Source organism: Mesorhizobium sp. WSM2240 (assembly GCF_040438645.1).
Classification (GTDB): Bacteria; Pseudomonadota; Alphaproteobacteria; order Rhizobiales; family Rhizobiaceae; genus Allomesorhizobium.
In genome coordinates this window covers 729,402-745,717 of the sequence record NZ_CP159253.1, presented here as the reverse complement: position 1 = coordinate 745,717, position 16,316 = coordinate 729,402, and the positions used below count along the sequence as shown (strand labels likewise).

The following is a 16,316-nucleotide window of genomic DNA, read 5'->3' as shown; positions in this document are numbered from 1 at the left end:
GGTGGACGGGTGTGACGTTCGTATTGAAGTGGCTGGCGACACTCCTCTTGATGTTGACGCTGGGGAGCTGCGGATCGAAGCTCGAGCTGTACCGCGACCTTCCGGCGCACGAAGCGAACGAGATGCTCGCACTGCTCATGAGCCAAGGCATCTATGCCGAAAAAAGGACGGACAACAGCGGCAATGCCTCATTGTCGATAGATATCAAGGATGTTCCCACTGCCATGGAACTGTTGAACGGCGCCGGACTGCCTCACGACCTTTACGCCGATATGGGCAGTCTTTTCAAGAAAGAGAGCATGATCTCATCGCCAACAGAAGAGCGTGTGCGCTACATTTATGGCATCACACAGGAGCTGTCGCGGACCCTGTCAATCTTCGATGGCGTGCTCGATGCACGGGTCCATGTGGTGTTGTCACCCGAAGAGACGAGTGATGATCGACACCCGTCCTTGCCGTCGAGCGCTGCCGTCCTTGTCCGTTACGCACCCGGCACTACCGTCGATCGGATGGTACCGAAAATCAAGGAGCTCGTCGCAAACAGCTTGGAAGGCCTATCCTATGAAAGGGTCTCCGTCGTGCTCGTAGAGGCAACTCAGGACAAGCCTTTACTGCGTTCCGTCGATAGAACAGCCGTCGTCACGACGGAAGACGGCGGCGCCGCCCATCTAGTGATCGGACTGGTATGCGGCATAACGGCATTGCTGTTCGGCAATGGAGTCCTCGGATTCCTGCTATGGCGTCGCCACCGTCAGACGTCCGCCATAGCGGCTCAATGAGATTAGACCGAAATTGACCAACTCAGCAGTGATCGCCGGGACAGCATTGTCGGATGAATGGCTTGCAGCACCGTGGGCGAGAGCCGTGATGTGCTGCATTGCCGATCCTGCCGCTGATCTCGATTTCACAATGGCGCATGGTTGGCCCGAATGGATGCCGCTGGATGAGGTTCTGACGGATCCGTTCACGCGTGTTAAGCTTGGACGTTGGCTCCTTCGTGGCCAAACTGATGAACCGTCGGCCATCATTTCCGCCGGTGCCGCGCCACGAAGCCGGCTCGCGTTCCTCCCCGCCCCGGACGCCGAGCGCCTCATGCGCCTGGCCGGCGCCTGGGTGGGTGCACCCGGCATTGCAGGACTTCTTCGGACGACCGATATCTCGGCGGTTCGCGCGGCCCTCGGTGAAGAAGCCGTCGCATTCGCTTCGCAAGCCGCACTTTTACCGCGACCGACTACCAAACTGATGTCGGCGCTTGGTGCTTCCGATATTCCGTCCGCGCCCGGCGCTTTGCTTCAATGCGGCGCGGCGATGTTCGGTCTGGCGATTGGTGGCATTCCGCAAATGCTGCGGACTCGGCTAGGCTTGCGCCGTCCCGCGCCAATCTGGGCGACGGCGGTTGAGAACTGTGGTGACGACAATGCTGGCGAGGACGCATTTCATGCGATGCGGCGCCTTGTCCGTAAGAAGATGCCGACATGGTCGCACTGGTTCAGCTGACACCTGCATCGGCCGGTATCCTCGGCCCTGGGCGAATCTTGCCGGCCGGGAGTGCACAGGCACTGGTGGACGCCGAGCAAGTGCTTATGCAGGCACGGCGCGAAGCCTGTGCGCTCATCGAAGCGGCGCGCGCATCCGCCCGAGCGATCGAGGCGAGGGCCAAAGAGGCGGGAATGGCTGCTGCACAAGCGGCAATCGAAGCCCGTTTGACCGCCATCGCTACGGAGTCTGTGCGGATTATGGCGCAAAATGAGGAGCAGATCATCGATATGGGTCTGCAGATCGCGCGCCGGATCATCGACACCGTCGAGCCGGTGGAGGCGGCGGTGCAGATCGCGATGCGCGGTCTGAAGTTTGCGGGCCACAGCTCCCTCGTCCGGCTACGTGTGGCACCGTCGCTCCTCGAGGCAGTCCGCAACAGGTTAGAAGATATTCTCCCGACGGCGACATCGCGCGCGGTCGTCGACCTGATTGGCGACGCGCGCGTAAATGATGCCGGATGCATTCTCGAGACCGCTGCTGGACTGGTCGACGCCACGATCGATAGCCAGCTTGCCGCGATCGAAAGTGGCCTGCGTAACGGCCTATCAGTCTGTGCAAAGCCAAACAATTGGAATGTTTCAAAAGCATGAGCGATGTCCGAGTCAGCCGAGCCGACGAACGCCCCGAGCACGAAAACATCGATCGTTTTTTCCAGCGCGCAAAAAGGACAGTTGCACAGACGTCGACGATGCGCGTCCGCGGCCGTGTCCTCCACGTGGTTGGAACGGTAATCCGTGCCATGGCGCCGGGTGCCCGCATTGGCGACCTTTGCACTCTCCGCAATCCAGAGAACGACTTCGAATTGTCGGCGGAAGTCGTCGGCGTGCAGTGCGATGTCGCCATTCTGACACCGCTCGGCGAAATGCAGGGCCTCTCCACGCTCACTGAAGTGATCCCAACGGGAAAGCCACTCATGGTGCCGACCGGCTGGAACCTGCTCGGGCGCGTACTCGACGGTTTCGGCCGACCTTTGGACGCGTCCACCAAGGGGCCCTTGCTTCCGGAATCCCGCGTGCCTGTCTACCGGGACGCACCGGATCCCTTAACCCGTCCTATCATCGACAAGGTTCTTCCTGTCGGCATACGGGCGATCGATGGTCTTCTAACGTGCGGCGAGGGACAGCGCATAGGCATTTTTGCCGCTGCAGGCGGGGGCAAGAGTACCTTGATGTCGATGCTGCTGCGTGGCGCAGCGGTCGACGTGATCGTGATAGCTCTGATCGGCGAGCGTGGTCGGGAGGTGCAGGAACTAATCCAACACAGTGTCGGCGCAAAAGCGCGATCGAGAGCGGTTTTGGTCGTTGCCAGTTCCGACCGCTCCGCAACGGAGCGGGCCAAAGCGGCCTATGTCGCCACGGCGATCGCCGAATGGTACCGCGACCAAGGACAGCGTGTGCTCCTTCTCATGGATTCAGTGACCCGTTTCGCGCGTGCGCTGAGGGAGATTGGTCTCGCGGCCGGCGAGCCGCCGACACGGCGTGGTTTCCCGCCATCGGTTTTCGCTTCACTGCCGCGGCTTATGGAACGCGCTGGGAACGACCACCGGGGATCCATAACGGCCTTCTACACCGTGCTCGTGGAGGGCGATGACATGGCCGAACCGGTGGCCGATGAAACCCGGTCCATCCTTGATGGTCATATCGTGCTCTCACGCGCCTTGGCGATGTCGAACCACTATCCCGCTATCGACATTCTGGCGAGCGTCAGCCGCGTCATGAGCGCTATCGTGTCCTCGGACCATGAGCGGTTGGCTGGCAGGCTGCGGCAACTGATGGCCAAATACCAGGAGGTGGAACTGTTGGTACGCGTCGGCGAGTACAGGGAAGGAGCCGATCCGCTCGCCGATGCAGCGATCGCAAGGATGGACCACATACGAACGTTCTTGCGGCAGTCGACGAAGGAGCAGATCGGCTTCGACGCAATGCTCGATGGGCTTGCCGCGTGTCTGGCATGATACGCAAAGCCGTAGATCGCCTTCTCGAATTGAAGGAAATGAGGCGCCGCCGGGCCGAAGATGAGCTGCGCCTGCGGCGTGCCGCTCTCGACAATGCTGTCGCGGCTGTCGGAACCGCCTTGACCGATCTTCATGGATGGCGCGAAGAGCTCACCCGTCGCGAAGCCGCGCTATTCGATCCATTGATCGGGGAAGCCGCCGCTCTCATTGATCTTGAAGAGGTGAACGCGAAGATGATCTCGCTGCGCGCACACGAGCAGCTGCTGCAAAAGCGTCTCGAAGAGGCTAGGGCAAAAGCCGACCTGGCCCGGCAGTCACGTGAGGAGGCATACAGCGCGGCACGTGAGGGGTGGCGCGAGGTTAGCAAATTCGAGGATCTCGTTCGGGCCCTGCGCACCAACGCCACCCTGGAGGAGAAGCGCGCAGCGGATTTGGAATTGGATGATTTCGCCCAGGGGCGGAACAGTTTGGGCAGGGAGCAAGACGATAATCTGTCGGTGAACCTGCATCGTATCTGCAGCGGCCATTCGTCGTCAGCAATCGGCGGATCGCGATTCCGCGAAATCCCCGATAGCGATTCTGTGGTTGGTCTCGGCTGCGCTGCCCTGCCCTGGCGGTGGCATCGCTCGTAAAGACGTTGAGAGGGGTCATTCCGGAGACTGAAGCAAGCGAGACCAGTTGGCAGCCGTTGAGCCAACGGGACGTAGGGACATCCGGAAAACACCGTCCAACAAATATCCGTAAGGGGCCACATTGTCGCCCGCAGGTCTGATCCAGCTGCGATCGGCTTCAACGCATTCCACACACGGTTGAAGACGCTCCGCAAGCCGTAATCTCCCTTACCGCCTAGGCAACAATGCTGCCAAGGCGCGGGCCCGATGGTCCGGCTCGGCGAGTTCGTCGGCAAGGGCAGCGATGCGCCCTCGTAGCTCGAACTTAAGCGCCGGCACGCCTCTTCCAAGGGCGACGAGAGCATCGGCGCGATGAGCGTTCTCAATGCGATCGGCCAGAACGACGAGACGCAGTTGGAGGTCCCGCTCAAGCCCTGCCAGCCCCTTTCCGAAGCCCTGTAGCGCCGCGACGCGATCTGCGGGTTGGTCGAGTTCCTCCGCGAGGCGCACGAGACGGCACTGGAGATCCCGCGCAAGCCCCGCGACGCCAGCTCCGAGCCCAGATAAAGCCGTGCCGCGATGCTCTTGGTCCTCAAGACCCTCGGCGAGTTTGACAAGACGGTCCTGGAGATCCAGCGTTAGCCCTCCCACGCCTGTGCCAAGGCCTCGGAGGGCGAAGGCGCTATGCGCTTGGTCAAGCCCTTCGGCGAGCCTGACAAGACGCTCCTGGAGATCCAGCGCAAGCCCTCCCACGCCTGTGCCGAGGCCTTGGAGGGCGAAGGCGCGATGCACTTGTTCAAGCCCTTCGGCGAGCTTGACAAGTCGCTCCTGGAGGTCCCGCGCAAGCCCTCCCACGCCTGTGCCGAGGCCGTGGAGGACGAGCGCGCGATGCTCATGATCAAGCCCTTCGACGAGTTCCACAAGACGCTCCTGGAGATCGGCCGCAAGCCTTGCCACGCCCGCTCCGAAACCGTCCACGGCCGCAGCGCGATGCTCTCGGTCCGCAAGCCCCTCACAGATTCTGACAAGACGCTCCTGGAGATCGGCCGCAAGCCCTGCCACGCCCGCTCCGAGACCCTGCACGGCCGAGGCGCGATCCTCTTGGAACTCAAGCCCTTGGGCAAGGCTAACGAGACGCTGCTGGAGCTCGCGACGAAGCCCTGCCACGCCCGCTCCGAGACCCTGCACGGCCGAGGCGCGATCCTCTTGGTCCTCGAGCACCTGGGCGAGGCTAACGAGACGCTGCTGGAGTCCGCGATCAAGCCCTGCCACTGCCGCTCCGAGGCCCTTCAGGGCCAAGGCGCAATCTCCGGCCCGGTCGAGCCCCTCTGCCAGGGCCACGAGACGCTGCTGAAGGTCGGGGGCAAGCCCTGCCACGCCTGGTCCGAGGGCCCGAACGGCGGAGGCGCGCTCCCAGCGCTGGTCAAGTCCTTCGGCGAGGAGGACGAGACGCTCCTGGAGATCGGGCTCGAGTCCTGCCAAGTCCGGTCCGATATCCCTCAAGATCGAGTTGCGCGCAGCGGGGTCGCCAAGCCTCAGGACTAACGCGACGAGGCTCTCCTGGTCTGCCCGGGGGAGGCAATTGAAGTTGGGCGCGAGTGATTGAATCGTGCTGGGCACCATGCGCGCGGCAAAGCGATCCGCGCCGGGCTCGTGACCCGTCAACCTCGCCCAGATGGCCTGAACCCGAATAGCCCTTTGACGCCTTTCTCGAGACGCCGGCGATAGCCAGGTGTCGAAACGCAGCTGGTGATTTGTCTGCGACATACTCAGCAGATCGGCCGGGCTGAGCCGCTCAGCAATCCTACCGAGCAGCTCCGGCCCCAGATGATGGACACTGGTGTGCTGCATTCTGAGAGTGGAGGAAACGCTTGATGCATGAGGCTCAGAGCGCGCGCGCTTCAGCATAGAACAGAACGATTGCCCGGAATCCTCGACGCCACCAACCGGTCCAGCGGGAGAATCGTCCGTGATATTACCTTCGATGGCGTTAATCACTGAGATGGGGGCCGTGCCACGCTCGTCAATGCTCCTCATGATTTCAGCTCCTATGGAGCGACAAACTGAATGAGATCATCGTGATTGTCGCGCAGCGGCTTCGGCGATCTGTCGGCTGTGCACTGTTGTCAGTTTCAAACCGCTAGAAACAACCTGCATTTTGCATCAGCCTGTTGTGTCGGATCCTTCGTCATCAAGATGGTTCCCTGCAAATGACGTGCCGCTTGAACGACCGATATTGATCTGAGCCCTTCCGCGCAGAGGGAGATGGAACTTACCTGCCCAGCCAGCGGTGCGGGCGTTGACTCTAGGCTTGCTATTTCACGGAGAAGACATGTCCCATCGCTCCATTTCCGTTCGATCCGGCATGCGCGGCAAGCCTGCGACGAACCAAATAGACCCCTTCGATCGCCGCTCCGGATGGCAGCGGTGATCGGTCTGCCGGCACCTCGCGATGAACCAGCGTCAGAGCCTCTTCGCGTGAGGGAAAGGTTCCACCGCTTCTGGGCCTACCGGGCGATCTTAGCCATTTTTCGCCTTCCCGGCAGGTACTGCGCAAAAGCCGAAGCCGAAGGCCTCGTCGCGGCGTGCTCACTGGAACCGATCTGAAGGGTAAGTGGCGGGCCCTCGGCAAATGCCCTGTCCGCTGCACATGTGGTCTGTTCGTTTGCTCGAAAGCAGACATGCCGAATGTCGACAGTCCGCCAATCTGTTGGAAAGGCAACAAACGCTCACCAAAAACGACACTTATGTTCCGCTGCGCAACATGGCCCGGATCTTGCAGCGTGCTTTGTCGCAGCACGAAGAAGGTGGGTTGCAGGTGTACCAGTTCTCAATATGCATCGTGATGCCCAAGCGCGATGCGATAGCAGCGATAGTCATGCGAGACGAATTAGGGTCGTTCACAGTCTTGGACCGCCGGAGTTCGAACCCTCTGCTCGTGATCGGACGCGCGCTGCCAGGGCATTGCCGCAAGTTCGAGGAAGTACGAGTACGCCGTCCCCATAGAAGACGAAGAGCGCCCGCCGCTCGTTGTCGCTGCGGATTGATTGCCGGGCCTTTCCCTTGACCAGTTGTAGAAGCTGGCGGCGAGACGAGCCGGGCAAGAAAGCGCATTCGAGAGAATTTCACTCTTTATTTGCGCGCCTGGAGCGCGCCGATCAAATCATATCGCGATGAATGTTGCCGCCGATTGCAAACCAGCAGCTCGCTGGTGATTCAGAGCCCATCAACATCAGAGGCAAAATGGCGGTTCGGCCCATTTGAAAACACGAATGGTGCTGATGCCAAGCACGTGGCCGACCGCATTTCGACGCAGCGAAAATATCTAGCCTACCATGCTGCCGCGGAGCGCGAACCAGTTGACGCCTGACCAAAGCTGACGACCGCTGCGAGCCCGACCTGTGGAGACCAAGATGGCGCACACGCGGATTCGCACCTTCAACACCAAGAATACCTATCCCGAGCAGAAGCTCGACAATGATCTCTGCCAGGCGGTTGTCACGCGCGGCGGCCGGACCGTTCAGCCCGGTGGGCGCACGCCGTCAGCCAAGCTGTACGGGCTTGTTCATCTCGCATAACGTCCGCTCGCTTCGGTCATGCTCGCCTATGAACCCACCCTCCTGTCGAAAGCCGAGCTTCACGAATCGGGCATCGCCGAGCACGATCCTTTGCTGGCGAAGCAGCTCATCGCGATCAAGCGGCTGACGGCCGGCCGCGCCGATGGCGCGGCCCCAGCGCCGGATACGGTCCTGCGGTGGACGCTCGCCCTCTATCGCAGAGCTTGATCGCGAGTCCTTGAGCAGGAGGAAGGTGACCGTCCGCGCAAGCAGGTCGCGCGGCAAGTCCGCAACGATCGCCTGTGCGCCCCTAGGCAGGTCGAGGCCGATGAACTCTTCAAGGATCTGGTGCGGACCACGAGCGGGCAGAAATTCGGCGTGCCGGGCAGGTTATCCTACACGCCGTAGCGCGCAGCGGTCTTATCCTGCGCCGCCCATTGCAGCTCGAGGTCCACAACAGGAACATAGCGTACGGTGGCCGCGTCGGCGGGGTAGAGGCGTGTGTCCGTCAGCCACTCATAGAGAAACCAGATCCGGCGGCCGTAGCTGCCGGTCGGACTTTCGCGAACAGCGCTTCGATGCGGTTCCGGTCGCCAGAAACAGCCGCTTGAGGATTGCAAGGTCCAGTCTTCATACTTGAGAGCGAAGGTCAGGTGGCCGTTAAGGATTGGATGCGGCGCGTGCCGAGGCGTCATAGCGCGCCAGGGTTGTGTGCGTCAAGTTCAGCAAATTGGGCGGCCATGAAGCTGGTCACGCGGCTTGGCGAAGAGCGAGCTTCTTGTGCTCGCGCAGATCGTCCATGTTGATATATCGGTTGGCCTCCATCCAGTTTTCGTGGGTTTCGACGGCGAGCGCGCGCACCAGACGCAGGCAGCTCTCGGTATTGGGGAAGATGCGCACGACATAGGTGCGCCGGCGGATCTCCTCGTTGAGGCGCTCCAGCATGTTCGTGCTCTTCAAGTGCTTGTGGTGCTGGCGCGGCAGCCGGAAGAAGGTCAGCGTCTGCTCGATGTTCTCCTCGGCCCAGGCGGTGAGCCGGGGATAGCGCGCCGCCCATTTGGCCAGCCACGCGGCGAGGTCGACCTTGGCTTCGGCAAGGTCGCGCCGGTCGTAGAGCCATCTGAGCTCTTGCAGGCAGTCGTCGCCGTGCTTTCTCGGCAGGTGATCGAGGGCGTTCCTGAGGAAGTGCACGTAGGGGCTGTTGAGAAAGCCGGGTTTCCCACATTTGATCCGAGACAACGGCGGTTTTGATGTCAGAACTGCCGGATGCCCTCGTCAGGTCTCGTCAACGAGCTTCAGAGGGCGCATCAACAGCAACAATCCCAGGAATCGGTCAAACAAAGCGGCAGCCAGCCGCTTCAGGTTCACCGCCGCTGCGGTGAGGTAGGCTTGGATCTTCATATTGGCGAGACCCCGTCGGATCGCTCGGGCCAGGCCGTGCCAGTTCTTCGCCTCGCCATGGAAGCCTTCCGAGCGCCACCGGTGGCGTTGGTAGAGACGTTGATCCTCCTCCGACCATCGCTCTCGACGCCTGCGCGCTCTCAACAGCGCGGGATAATCGTCACCCACAACAACCGCTTTGTTGACGCGCCCCTTGGAAAGACACAGGGAGGCAAGGTCGCAACCGGCGCACTCACTGGAGCGCGAATAGAAGAAGCGGCCGTGCTTCACCGGCCTAGTCGGACGTAGGATCTTTCCCCGCGGACACTTCAGTATGTCGTGCTTGGCATCGTAGCGGAAGCGGCGAAGCGGGACCGGGCTACGGATCGGCTCTGCCTTGGCCGGGATCAACGCATCAATGCCGCGACGCTCGAACGCTCCGAACACTTTCGCGTAGGCATAGCCGGCATCGGCAGTGACGGTGCTAACAGATAACCCGGTCGACTCCATGGCGGCTTCGATCCGTTCGACGATCATCTGTCCCTCGTTGATCTCCCCGGTGGTCACGGCAACATCGAGAACCACCCCGCGCAGATCATCGACGATGGTATGCTGTTTGTAGGCGGGCTCCAGACGGCGGTTGCGGGCGTTTGTCGCCATGCTGGCATCCGGATCCGTGATGCAGACTTTTTTGAACTTTCCTGTCTTGCGGCTTTTTCTGATCGCTGCCTCCGCATCTGCATTCGCCGCGCTCACCGCCTCAAGATGGCGCACCGCCAAGCTATCCCAGCTGACGTCGGCGCGGATTAGCGAAGCATCGACATGAATGACTTCGCCCTTGGCGATTTTGGCGTCGATACAGGCTTGTACAGTGCGCTCAAAAATCCGCTGGAACCGTTCTTCACCCCAGCGCTGGCGGATTCTCGTCAAAGAAGAATGATCGGGCAATGCTTCATGGAGGCCGTAGCCGACAAACCACCGGATCGCGATGTTGACCTGCGCCTCCCGCATCAGCCGGCGGTCATGCACAATTCCAAGAAGGAAACCTGCGAGCATCAGCCGGACCGCAACCTCAGGATCAATGCCCGGGCGGCCATTGTCGGTGCAGTAGAGGTTCGCCACCTCGTCGCGCAGCCAGGACAGATCCAGCACACGGTCGACCCGCGCGAGTATATGATCATCAGGAACAAGCTGCCGCAGCGAGCCAGTCATGAATAGCTCAAGCTGATCGCGCTCCTTCCGTCCCAGCATCGCGAACCCTCCAGAGAATCAACGATTTCTCAATTGAATCAGCAGGAGGAGACTTCTTCAACAGCCCCACGTAACAGCGCTGCCAGGCGGCTTCCGGGACGACCTCGCCGATCGCCGCGACGAGGCCGGCATGGTCGTCGGAGACCACCAGTTCGACACCCTTGAGGCCGCGTGCCTTGAGCGCGACGAGGAAGTCCTTCCAGGCCGACCGGCTCTCGCGGCCGGCCATGTCGACGGCCAGGATCTGGCGCCGCCCGTCCCAGTCGATGCCGACGGCGATCAGCACGGCCTGGCTCATCACCACGCCAGCCTCGCGCACCTTCTCGTAGCGGGCGTCGAGGATGAGATAGGGAAAGGGCTCGTGAAGCGGGCGCTCGGCAAATGCCTTGAGGCTTTCGTCCAGCCGCTTGTTGATGGCCGAGATCGCCGAGGCCGAGAAGGCATGGCCGCACAGTTCCTCGGTGATGGCCTTGACCTTCCTCGTCGACACACCCTGCACATACATCTCCGCCAAGGTCGCCACCAAGGCCCGCTCCGAACGCTGATAGCGCTCGAATAATTCGGTGGAGAAGTGGCCGGAGCGGTCCTGCGGCACGCGCAATTCCAGCTTGCCGACCCGGGTGATCAGCGTGCGTCCGTAATGGCCCGAGCGATAGCCGAGCCGCTCCGGCGTGCGCTCGCCCTTCGACGCGCCAAGCGCCTCATCCATCTCGGCTTCGAGCACTTCCTGCAGCACCGCGCGGATCACCTCGCGCAGCCCATCCGGGCTCTGAAGCAGAATGTCTTTGACGGCGGCGCTGGCGGACTTACCTTCTGTCTTGGTCATGGTGGCGTTCCTCGCGAGGGAATCAGGTGACGTTGAACATCACCAGCCTGCCATGACCGCCCCTCCTAGCGAATTTGCAGAACTCTCAGCACACTACCCGCGCCAGCCGTCCCGCTGGTGATGCGGTGATGCTCGCCGTTGCGGAGAGAGTGCGCGGCAGGGGTACGGCAAGCCATAGGCGTCGATTAGCGCGCTGTAGCCGGCGAGAGCCGCGGATTCAGGAAGGCGTATTTCCTGAAAAGCGTCCACCGGCCCGAAAATTGATGCTGCTGCTGCGGAGCAGCCGTGAAAACCATGCCTTGCTTCTGAATTCTGGTAGGCCCCTGTAGCTGTCAGTTCATGCAACCCACCACTGAAGGGCGTGCGAGGCAATGACGGTGCTGCCCCCCAACATGACGGAAGAAGAAGCACGAGCGATCGTGGCAGCCTGGCTCGGAAGGACGCGCCGCTCTACTGGATCATTCGCGAAGATAGTGGGTTCCGGGTCCGCAACGGCTCCGCGTATTTTCTCAATGCCGGATGGGCGTCTGAGCAAAGTCCCGGGGTTCTCCATGCGGCAACCCGTCCTCGTGCGCGATGCTATTGTGCGCGTTTCGCAGATCGGGTGGCTATATCGCCTAAGACAGCACGGAGAAGCATTCTAACCTCCTGCTCGGCGAGCCCCGGTGCAATTCCTGATTCGGTCAGTTGGACGAGAATTGCCTTGACGGTGCTGCGCCAGAAGGCATTCGCGTCCTCCCCGTTCTTGGATTCCAGAACCCGGGCGATAGATTCGATCAATTTCCGCCGACGATGCAGCGGAAAAGCGCTTATGTTTGATTCACCCATCGATCACCTCACGCCTTCAGTTGTCTCGCGAATAAGAACTGGCGGGTTTAAAAAATTTGGTTAACAGCGCTTTTTGGACATCCGGGGAATCGCTCGCTTGAACCGGCAACGCAGCTGAAACCGCTTCGAGGGCCTCATTAGCCCACCGATCGGACTTCTCCCCTGCAAAGCTCTCACGAGGGGAGGAAGGGAACGAAATGCGGTTCTGGCCTTCATCCTTTGCCCCCCAGCGGCGGGCCGACGACCATAATGGCGGGCTCGGTCGAAAGCAGCTTCCTCGCCGCTGCCTTGACCTCGTCGAGCGTCACCTGATTGATGAGGGCGGCGCGGCGCTGAATATAGTCGATGCCAAGCTTGTCGAGCTGCAAATCGACGAGCGTGGCTGCCATCGAACGGGAGGAACCTAGATTGAGGATGGCATAGGCGCCGATCACATATTTCTTGCTCGCCTCGAGCTCGGCCTCGGTCGGACCCTCGTCCGCCATCTCCTTCACCACCTCGCGCACCAGCTTGAGCGTCTCGGCGGCACAGTCGGAGCGCGTGGCCGTCTTGACGACGAGCACGTTGGAATGCTGGTGGTCGACCAGGCGGGAATAGGCGCCATAGGCAAGGCCGCGCTTTTCGCGCACCTCGTCCCACAGGCGCGACGTGAAGGCCGAGTTGCCGAGGATTTGGTTCAGCAGCACCGCGGCGTAGAAGTCCGGCGCGCTGCGCTTGACGCCAGGAAAGGCGAGCTTCAGCGACGTCTGCGGCAGGTCGTAGTCGACCGCCACCTGCTGGCCGAGCTTGGGATCGACATCGGCGACGGGGGCGAGGGTCTGCTTCTGAGGCAAATCGCCGAACAGCTGGTCGAGCTTTCTGCCCAGCGTCTTGGCATCAATGTCGCCGACCACCGCCACATGCAGGCCGTCGCGGGCAAAAATGGCCTCGTGGAAGGCCCTGAGATCGGCCGGTGTGATGGCGGCGAGGCTCTCTTTGGTGCCTTCGTCCGGCCGCGAATAAGGATGTGCGCCATAGATCGCGCGCAGCCATTTGCGCTTGGCGATCGCCTCGGGGTCGCGCTCATTGGCGATGATGCCGGTCAGCACCTGGGCGCGGGTGCGGTCGATCGGCGCCTGGTCGAAGCGCGGCCTGTTGACCGCGAGCCGAAGCAGATCCAAAGCGGCGTCCTGCTGTTCGGATAGCATGCGCATCGAGCCATAAATGCCATCGCGCTGCGCCTCGAAGCTCATCTCGACGCCCGTATCTTCGAGCTTCACCTGGAAGGCGTCGCTGTCGAGATCGCCGGCGCCCTCGGCGAACAGACCGGTCATCAGATTGGCGAGCCCCTCCTGGCCGGCCGGATCCTGCGTGGCGCCGCCGTCGAAGGCGAACTGGATGGTGATGATCGGCACCGTATGGTCCTCCACCAGCCAGGCGGTGATGCCCTTTTCAGATTTCACCTCCTGGATAGTCATCGCAGCATGGGCGGTGAGCGCCGTCGGGATGAGGAAGAGAATGGCGAAGACAAGGGTCGCCAACGGAGTGGCGTGGCGCTTGGGCCTCCCTTCTCCCACAACGGGAGAGGGCAAAGCGCATGCAAAGGCGCCGCGATGTTGGTTCGTCATCATCTCACTTCTCCGTTTTGGGCAAGAGATAGCCGGTGGTCGAATGGTCGAGCTCGAGATAGCGGGCGGCGACGGCCTTCACCTGGTCGGCGGTGACCTTGCGGATGCGGTCCGGCCGTTCCTGGACGTCCTGCACGCTGCCGCCGGTGGCAAGCGCGGAGCCATACAAAATGGCCATGTAGAGCTGCTCGTCGCGGGCGAAGATCAGCGAGCGGACATAGCGGTTCTTGGCCTTTTCCAGCTCGTCATCGGTCACACCGTCCTTGATGATGCGGGCGATCTCCGCGTCGGCCGCCGCTTCCAGATCGGCGAGCTTGGCATCGCCGCGCGGCGAGCCGTAGATGGTGAAGGCGGTGGCATCCAGCGTGGTGCCCTCGAAATACGCGCCGGCCTCGGCGGCAAGGCCCTGTTTCACCACCAGTTGTTGGTAGAGGCGGCTGCGATTGCCGCGGCCGAGGATCTCCGCCAGGAGGTCGAGTGCCTCAGCCTCGCCGGGCTCGGCCGTGTTATAGGACGGCACCACCCAATGCGTGGAAAAGCCGGGCGCCGAAACACGCGCGTCGGCCAGCGTCACCGTGCGCCTGGTATTCTGCTCCGGCTCGGCCGGGCGGATGCGCGGCGACAGGTTCGGTCCGCGGGGGAATCTACCATAGGTCTTTTCGGCGAGCGCCTTCACCGTCTCCGGCTCGACATCGCCGGTCACCACCAGCACGGCATTCTTGGGCGTATATAAACCGTAGAAGGTGAGGGCATCGGTCCGGTTCAGCTTCTCCATCTCGTGCATCCAGCCGATGACCGGGATGCGGTAGGGATGGTTCCGCCACAAGGTGGCGTCGATTTCCTCTTGCAGCACCGCCTGCGGATCGTTGTCGACGCTCGAACGGCGCTCCTCCAGGACCACGTCGCGCTCGGTCTCGATATCATCATCGGTGAGGACGAGGTTGAACATGCGATCGGCCTCGAAGCGCATCATCTGCTCCAACGCTGAAGGCGCCACCGTCTCGAAATAGGCGGTATAGTCGTTGGAGGTAAAGGCATTGCTCCAGCCACCGATGGCAGAGACGGCGCGGCCGAGGTCGCCTGCGGCGTGGTCGGTCGTCGCCTTGAACATCAGATGTTCGAAGAAATGGGCAATGCCTGATTTGCCCAGCGGCTCGTCGGCGCTGCCCACCTTGTACCACACCATATGGGTGACGATCGGCGCGCGGTGATCGGGGACGACGACCACCTCCATGCCGTTGTCGAGCAGGAAGTGCGTCACCTTGCCGTCATCGGTGGCGGCCAGAACCGGAGTGCTCGCCACCAAGGCGAGCGCGGTCGCAGCAAGCGTCCTGCGAAGCCAGCCAGGCTGAAGTTTCATTGACGGCGGCGGGGGCGGGACCGGAGGCGAGTTTCGGGGCAAAGCGATTTGTTCCTCACTTTGAAGGCGCTTCTTCCCCGTGTCGCCCGATCGTCGTGGGAGAAGGTGGAGCGGCGGGCAGCGCCGAGCCGGATGAGCAACCGCATTCATGTTGCCGGGCCTCACTCGAGCGTCACCCTTGGACATACCTGAGACACCCGCGGCGACGGTAGCTTTCGGTGAGGTGATCATGGAACATCTTCTCCTTGGCCCGTGCGTGTTTGCAGATGGCCGCGCACGTGCCGTGCCAAATGAGAAAACCCTTGTGATGGATGCGACTCTGCAACGGTGCGTGTGCGATATTGTCGGACACTGGACAGCAACGATCACGAAGCGATTGCCGGTAGGCCAATATCTTGCTCGTGCGACAAGGATTGAGCATGCTGCCGTGCAGGGGATAGGACGCGCTTCGAACTGGCCGTGGGCACTTGAGAGCGTTGGAATCGAGCGGAAGCTGGCGACGGCCTGAAGATGATGGTGGTCGCCGCGGCAGGCTTCCCTTGACAGTCAGGCAGGGTCGCAACGAGCAGAGGAGTCGGAGCGTGGCGGGTAGGGAAGGGAGCCGGCCGCTAGGCGACTCTTAGTGGAAGGGCGCTGCACCGAGCCTTCCCGCTCGAACAGGATGAATGACCGCCCACCCATTTCGGAAATTTGCCGGCGCCGCTTGAGCTGAACGAAGAGCCGCCGCAGCAGTGCCGTTCATCAAATCCCGAATTTTAGGGTCGAGGTCTTCTCTACGAGGTGCGCTGCTTCAGTGGTCGGTCATCGGTGGTTCTTTTCGATATCAGGTTGGAAAACCCGACCTTACCGGGGAACATGGATGACCACCTAAGCCGCTCGCGCGCGAGCGGACGGTGTTCATCAGCCGATCAAGGCGCCGTGGCTCCCTGGACGCAAAACATAACGCGGACCTCCTTGCGCCACAGGCCCGCCCAGGTTCTCGTGATCGGCGAAGCGACAGTGCATGTCCTTCGGGTTGCGTGGCTCCTTGGCAGGACGCGCATTGAAGTCGCCATGAACTCAGCCGCAGGGCATTGGCCGCCTTGTTCGTGTCGATGCCGCGCAGCGCGCAGCCCCTTCACAAGCCGGTCCTGCAGCGTCTGGTTGGCGTGCTCAACGCGTCCCTTCGCCTGTGGGAGGTTGGCGCGATGATGACAATGTTGAGCTCATCGATCGCCCGGCCGAATTGCGTCAGACCGGCTGCCGCGGTTCAACTTGGGACCATGCGTCGTTCGCTGTCACGCTGTTTTTCGGCCAGCCAACGGAGCCGCTCCACAATAGTCGCACTTCTGTACCCGAACCAGCTCCAGCGCAAAGTCGCGAACGCCATCAAGAATGCGGTTGTTGGAGGACGGCCACGTGCC

At 61.8% G+C, this 16,316-nt stretch carries 12 protein-coding genes and 5 pseudogenes; 8 read left to right on the top strand and 9 right to left on the bottom strand.

Annotated features, from left to right (window positions below; translation table 11 throughout):
• The first annotated feature begins 11 nt into the window (after nucleotides 1–11).
• The 5 genes from sctJ to ABVK50_RS03535 are packed head-to-tail and all read left to right on the top strand — an operon-like array spanning nucleotide 12 to nucleotide 4,125.
• Nucleotides 12–779: a type III secretion system inner membrane ring lipoprotein SctJ gene (sctJ, locus tag ABVK50_RS03555; RefSeq protein ID WP_353642784.1), complete on the top strand. Its 768-nt coding sequence runs from the start codon at nucleotides 12–14 to the stop codon at nucleotides 777–779.
• 13 nt (nucleotides 780–792) lie between these two features.
• Nucleotides 793–1,497, top strand: a complete 705-nt coding sequence (locus ABVK50_RS03550; protein ID WP_353642785.1) for a hypothetical protein — start codon at nucleotides 793–795, stop codon at nucleotides 1,495–1,497.
• Nucleotides 1,476–2,129: a FliH/SctL family protein gene (locus ABVK50_RS03545; protein WP_353642786.1), complete on the top strand. Its 654-nt coding sequence runs from the start codon at nucleotides 1,476–1,478 to the stop codon at nucleotides 2,127–2,129. Before ABVK50_RS03550 ends, ABVK50_RS03545 begins: the two co-directional genes overlap by 22 nt.
• On the top strand, nucleotides 2,126–3,493 hold the full coding sequence (gene sctN / locus ABVK50_RS03540) for a type III secretion system ATPase SctN (protein ID WP_353642787.1): 1,368 nt from the start codon (nucleotides 2,126–2,128) through the stop codon (nucleotides 3,491–3,493). The genes ABVK50_RS03545 and sctN overlap by 4 nt, the downstream gene beginning before the upstream one ends.
• Nucleotides 3,490–4,125 carry a YscO family type III secretion system apparatus protein gene (locus tag ABVK50_RS03535; protein WP_353642788.1) on the top strand — a complete coding sequence of 212 codons (636 nt, stop codon included), beginning with the start codon at nucleotides 3,490–3,492 and terminating at the stop codon, nucleotides 4,123–4,125. The genes sctN and ABVK50_RS03535 overlap by 4 nt, the downstream gene beginning before the upstream one ends.
• A 207-nt stretch (nucleotides 4,126–4,332) precedes the next feature.
• On the opposite strand, the gene ABVK50_RS03530 is transcribed toward ABVK50_RS03535, so the two are convergent.
• Nucleotides 4,333–4,755: a hypothetical protein gene (locus ABVK50_RS03530; protein ID WP_353642789.1), complete on the bottom strand. Its 423-nt coding sequence runs from the start codon at nucleotides 4,753–4,755 to the stop codon at nucleotides 4,333–4,335.
• Nucleotides 4,756–4,788: 33 nt separating this feature from the next.
• Between ABVK50_RS03530 and ABVK50_RS03525 the strand changes: the two genes are divergently transcribed.
• The 3 genes and pseudogenes from ABVK50_RS03525 (at nucleotide 4,789) to ABVK50_RS03515 (ending at nucleotide 7,889) form a co-directional block, all read left to right on the top strand.
• A complete protein-coding gene (locus tag ABVK50_RS03525) occupies nucleotides 4,789–5,649 on the top strand; it encodes a hypothetical protein (protein WP_353642790.1) in 861 nt (286 codons plus the stop codon).
• Between the two features lie 1,868 nt (nucleotides 5,650–7,517).
• Nucleotides 7,518–7,625: pseudogene (locus ABVK50_RS03520) on the top strand (RidA family protein); the annotation flags it as partial.
• A 75-nt stretch (nucleotides 7,626–7,700) separates the two neighbouring features.
• Nucleotides 7,701–7,889 (top strand): hypothetical protein, encoded by a 189-nt coding sequence (locus ABVK50_RS03515; RefSeq protein WP_353642791.1) that lies wholly within the window; start codon nucleotides 7,701–7,703, stop codon nucleotides 7,887–7,889.
• Nucleotides 7,890–8,056: 167 nt separating this feature from the next.
• Here the strand turns inward: ABVK50_RS03515 and ABVK50_RS03510 are convergent, their stop codons facing one another.
• From ABVK50_RS03510 to ABVK50_RS03475, 8 genes and pseudogenes are all read right to left on the bottom strand, one after another.
• Entirely contained in the window at nucleotides 8,057–8,281 is a 225-nt protein-coding gene (locus tag ABVK50_RS03510) for a hypothetical protein (RefSeq protein ID WP_353642792.1), read from the bottom strand.
• A 130-nt stretch (nucleotides 8,282–8,411) separates the two neighbouring features.
• A pseudogene (locus tag ABVK50_RS03505) lies at nucleotides 8,412–8,855 on the bottom strand (transposase); the annotation flags it as partial.
• 108 nt (nucleotides 8,856–8,963) lie between these two features.
• Nucleotides 8,964–10,292, bottom strand: a pseudogene (locus ABVK50_RS03500) (IS1182 family transposase); the annotation flags it as partial.
• A 67-nt stretch (nucleotides 10,293–10,359) separates the two neighbouring features.
• Nucleotides 10,360–11,118 (bottom strand): annotated as a pseudogene (locus tag ABVK50_RS03495) (IS256 family transposase); the annotation flags it as partial.
• Between the two features lie 579 nt (nucleotides 11,119–11,697).
• Nucleotides 11,698–11,946 (bottom strand): DUF6074 family protein, encoded by a 249-nt coding sequence (locus ABVK50_RS03490; protein WP_353642793.1) that lies wholly within the window; start codon nucleotides 11,944–11,946, stop codon nucleotides 11,698–11,700.
• Between the two features lie 212 nt (nucleotides 11,947–12,158).
• Nucleotides 12,159–13,553 carry a pitrilysin family protein gene (locus ABVK50_RS03485; RefSeq protein ID WP_353646034.1) on the bottom strand — a complete coding sequence of 465 codons (1,395 nt, stop codon included), beginning with the start codon at nucleotides 13,551–13,553 and terminating at the stop codon, nucleotides 12,159–12,161.
• 4 nt (nucleotides 13,554–13,557) lie between these two features.
• Nucleotides 13,558–14,913 (bottom strand): pitrilysin family protein, encoded by a 1,356-nt coding sequence (locus ABVK50_RS03480; protein WP_353642794.1) that lies wholly within the window; start codon nucleotides 14,911–14,913, stop codon nucleotides 13,558–13,560.
• 1,106 nt (nucleotides 14,914–16,019) lie between these two features.
• Nucleotides 16,020–16,153, bottom strand: a pseudogene (locus ABVK50_RS03475) (ISNCY family transposase); the annotation flags it as partial.
• Nucleotides 16,154–16,316: the final 163 nt, after the last annotated feature.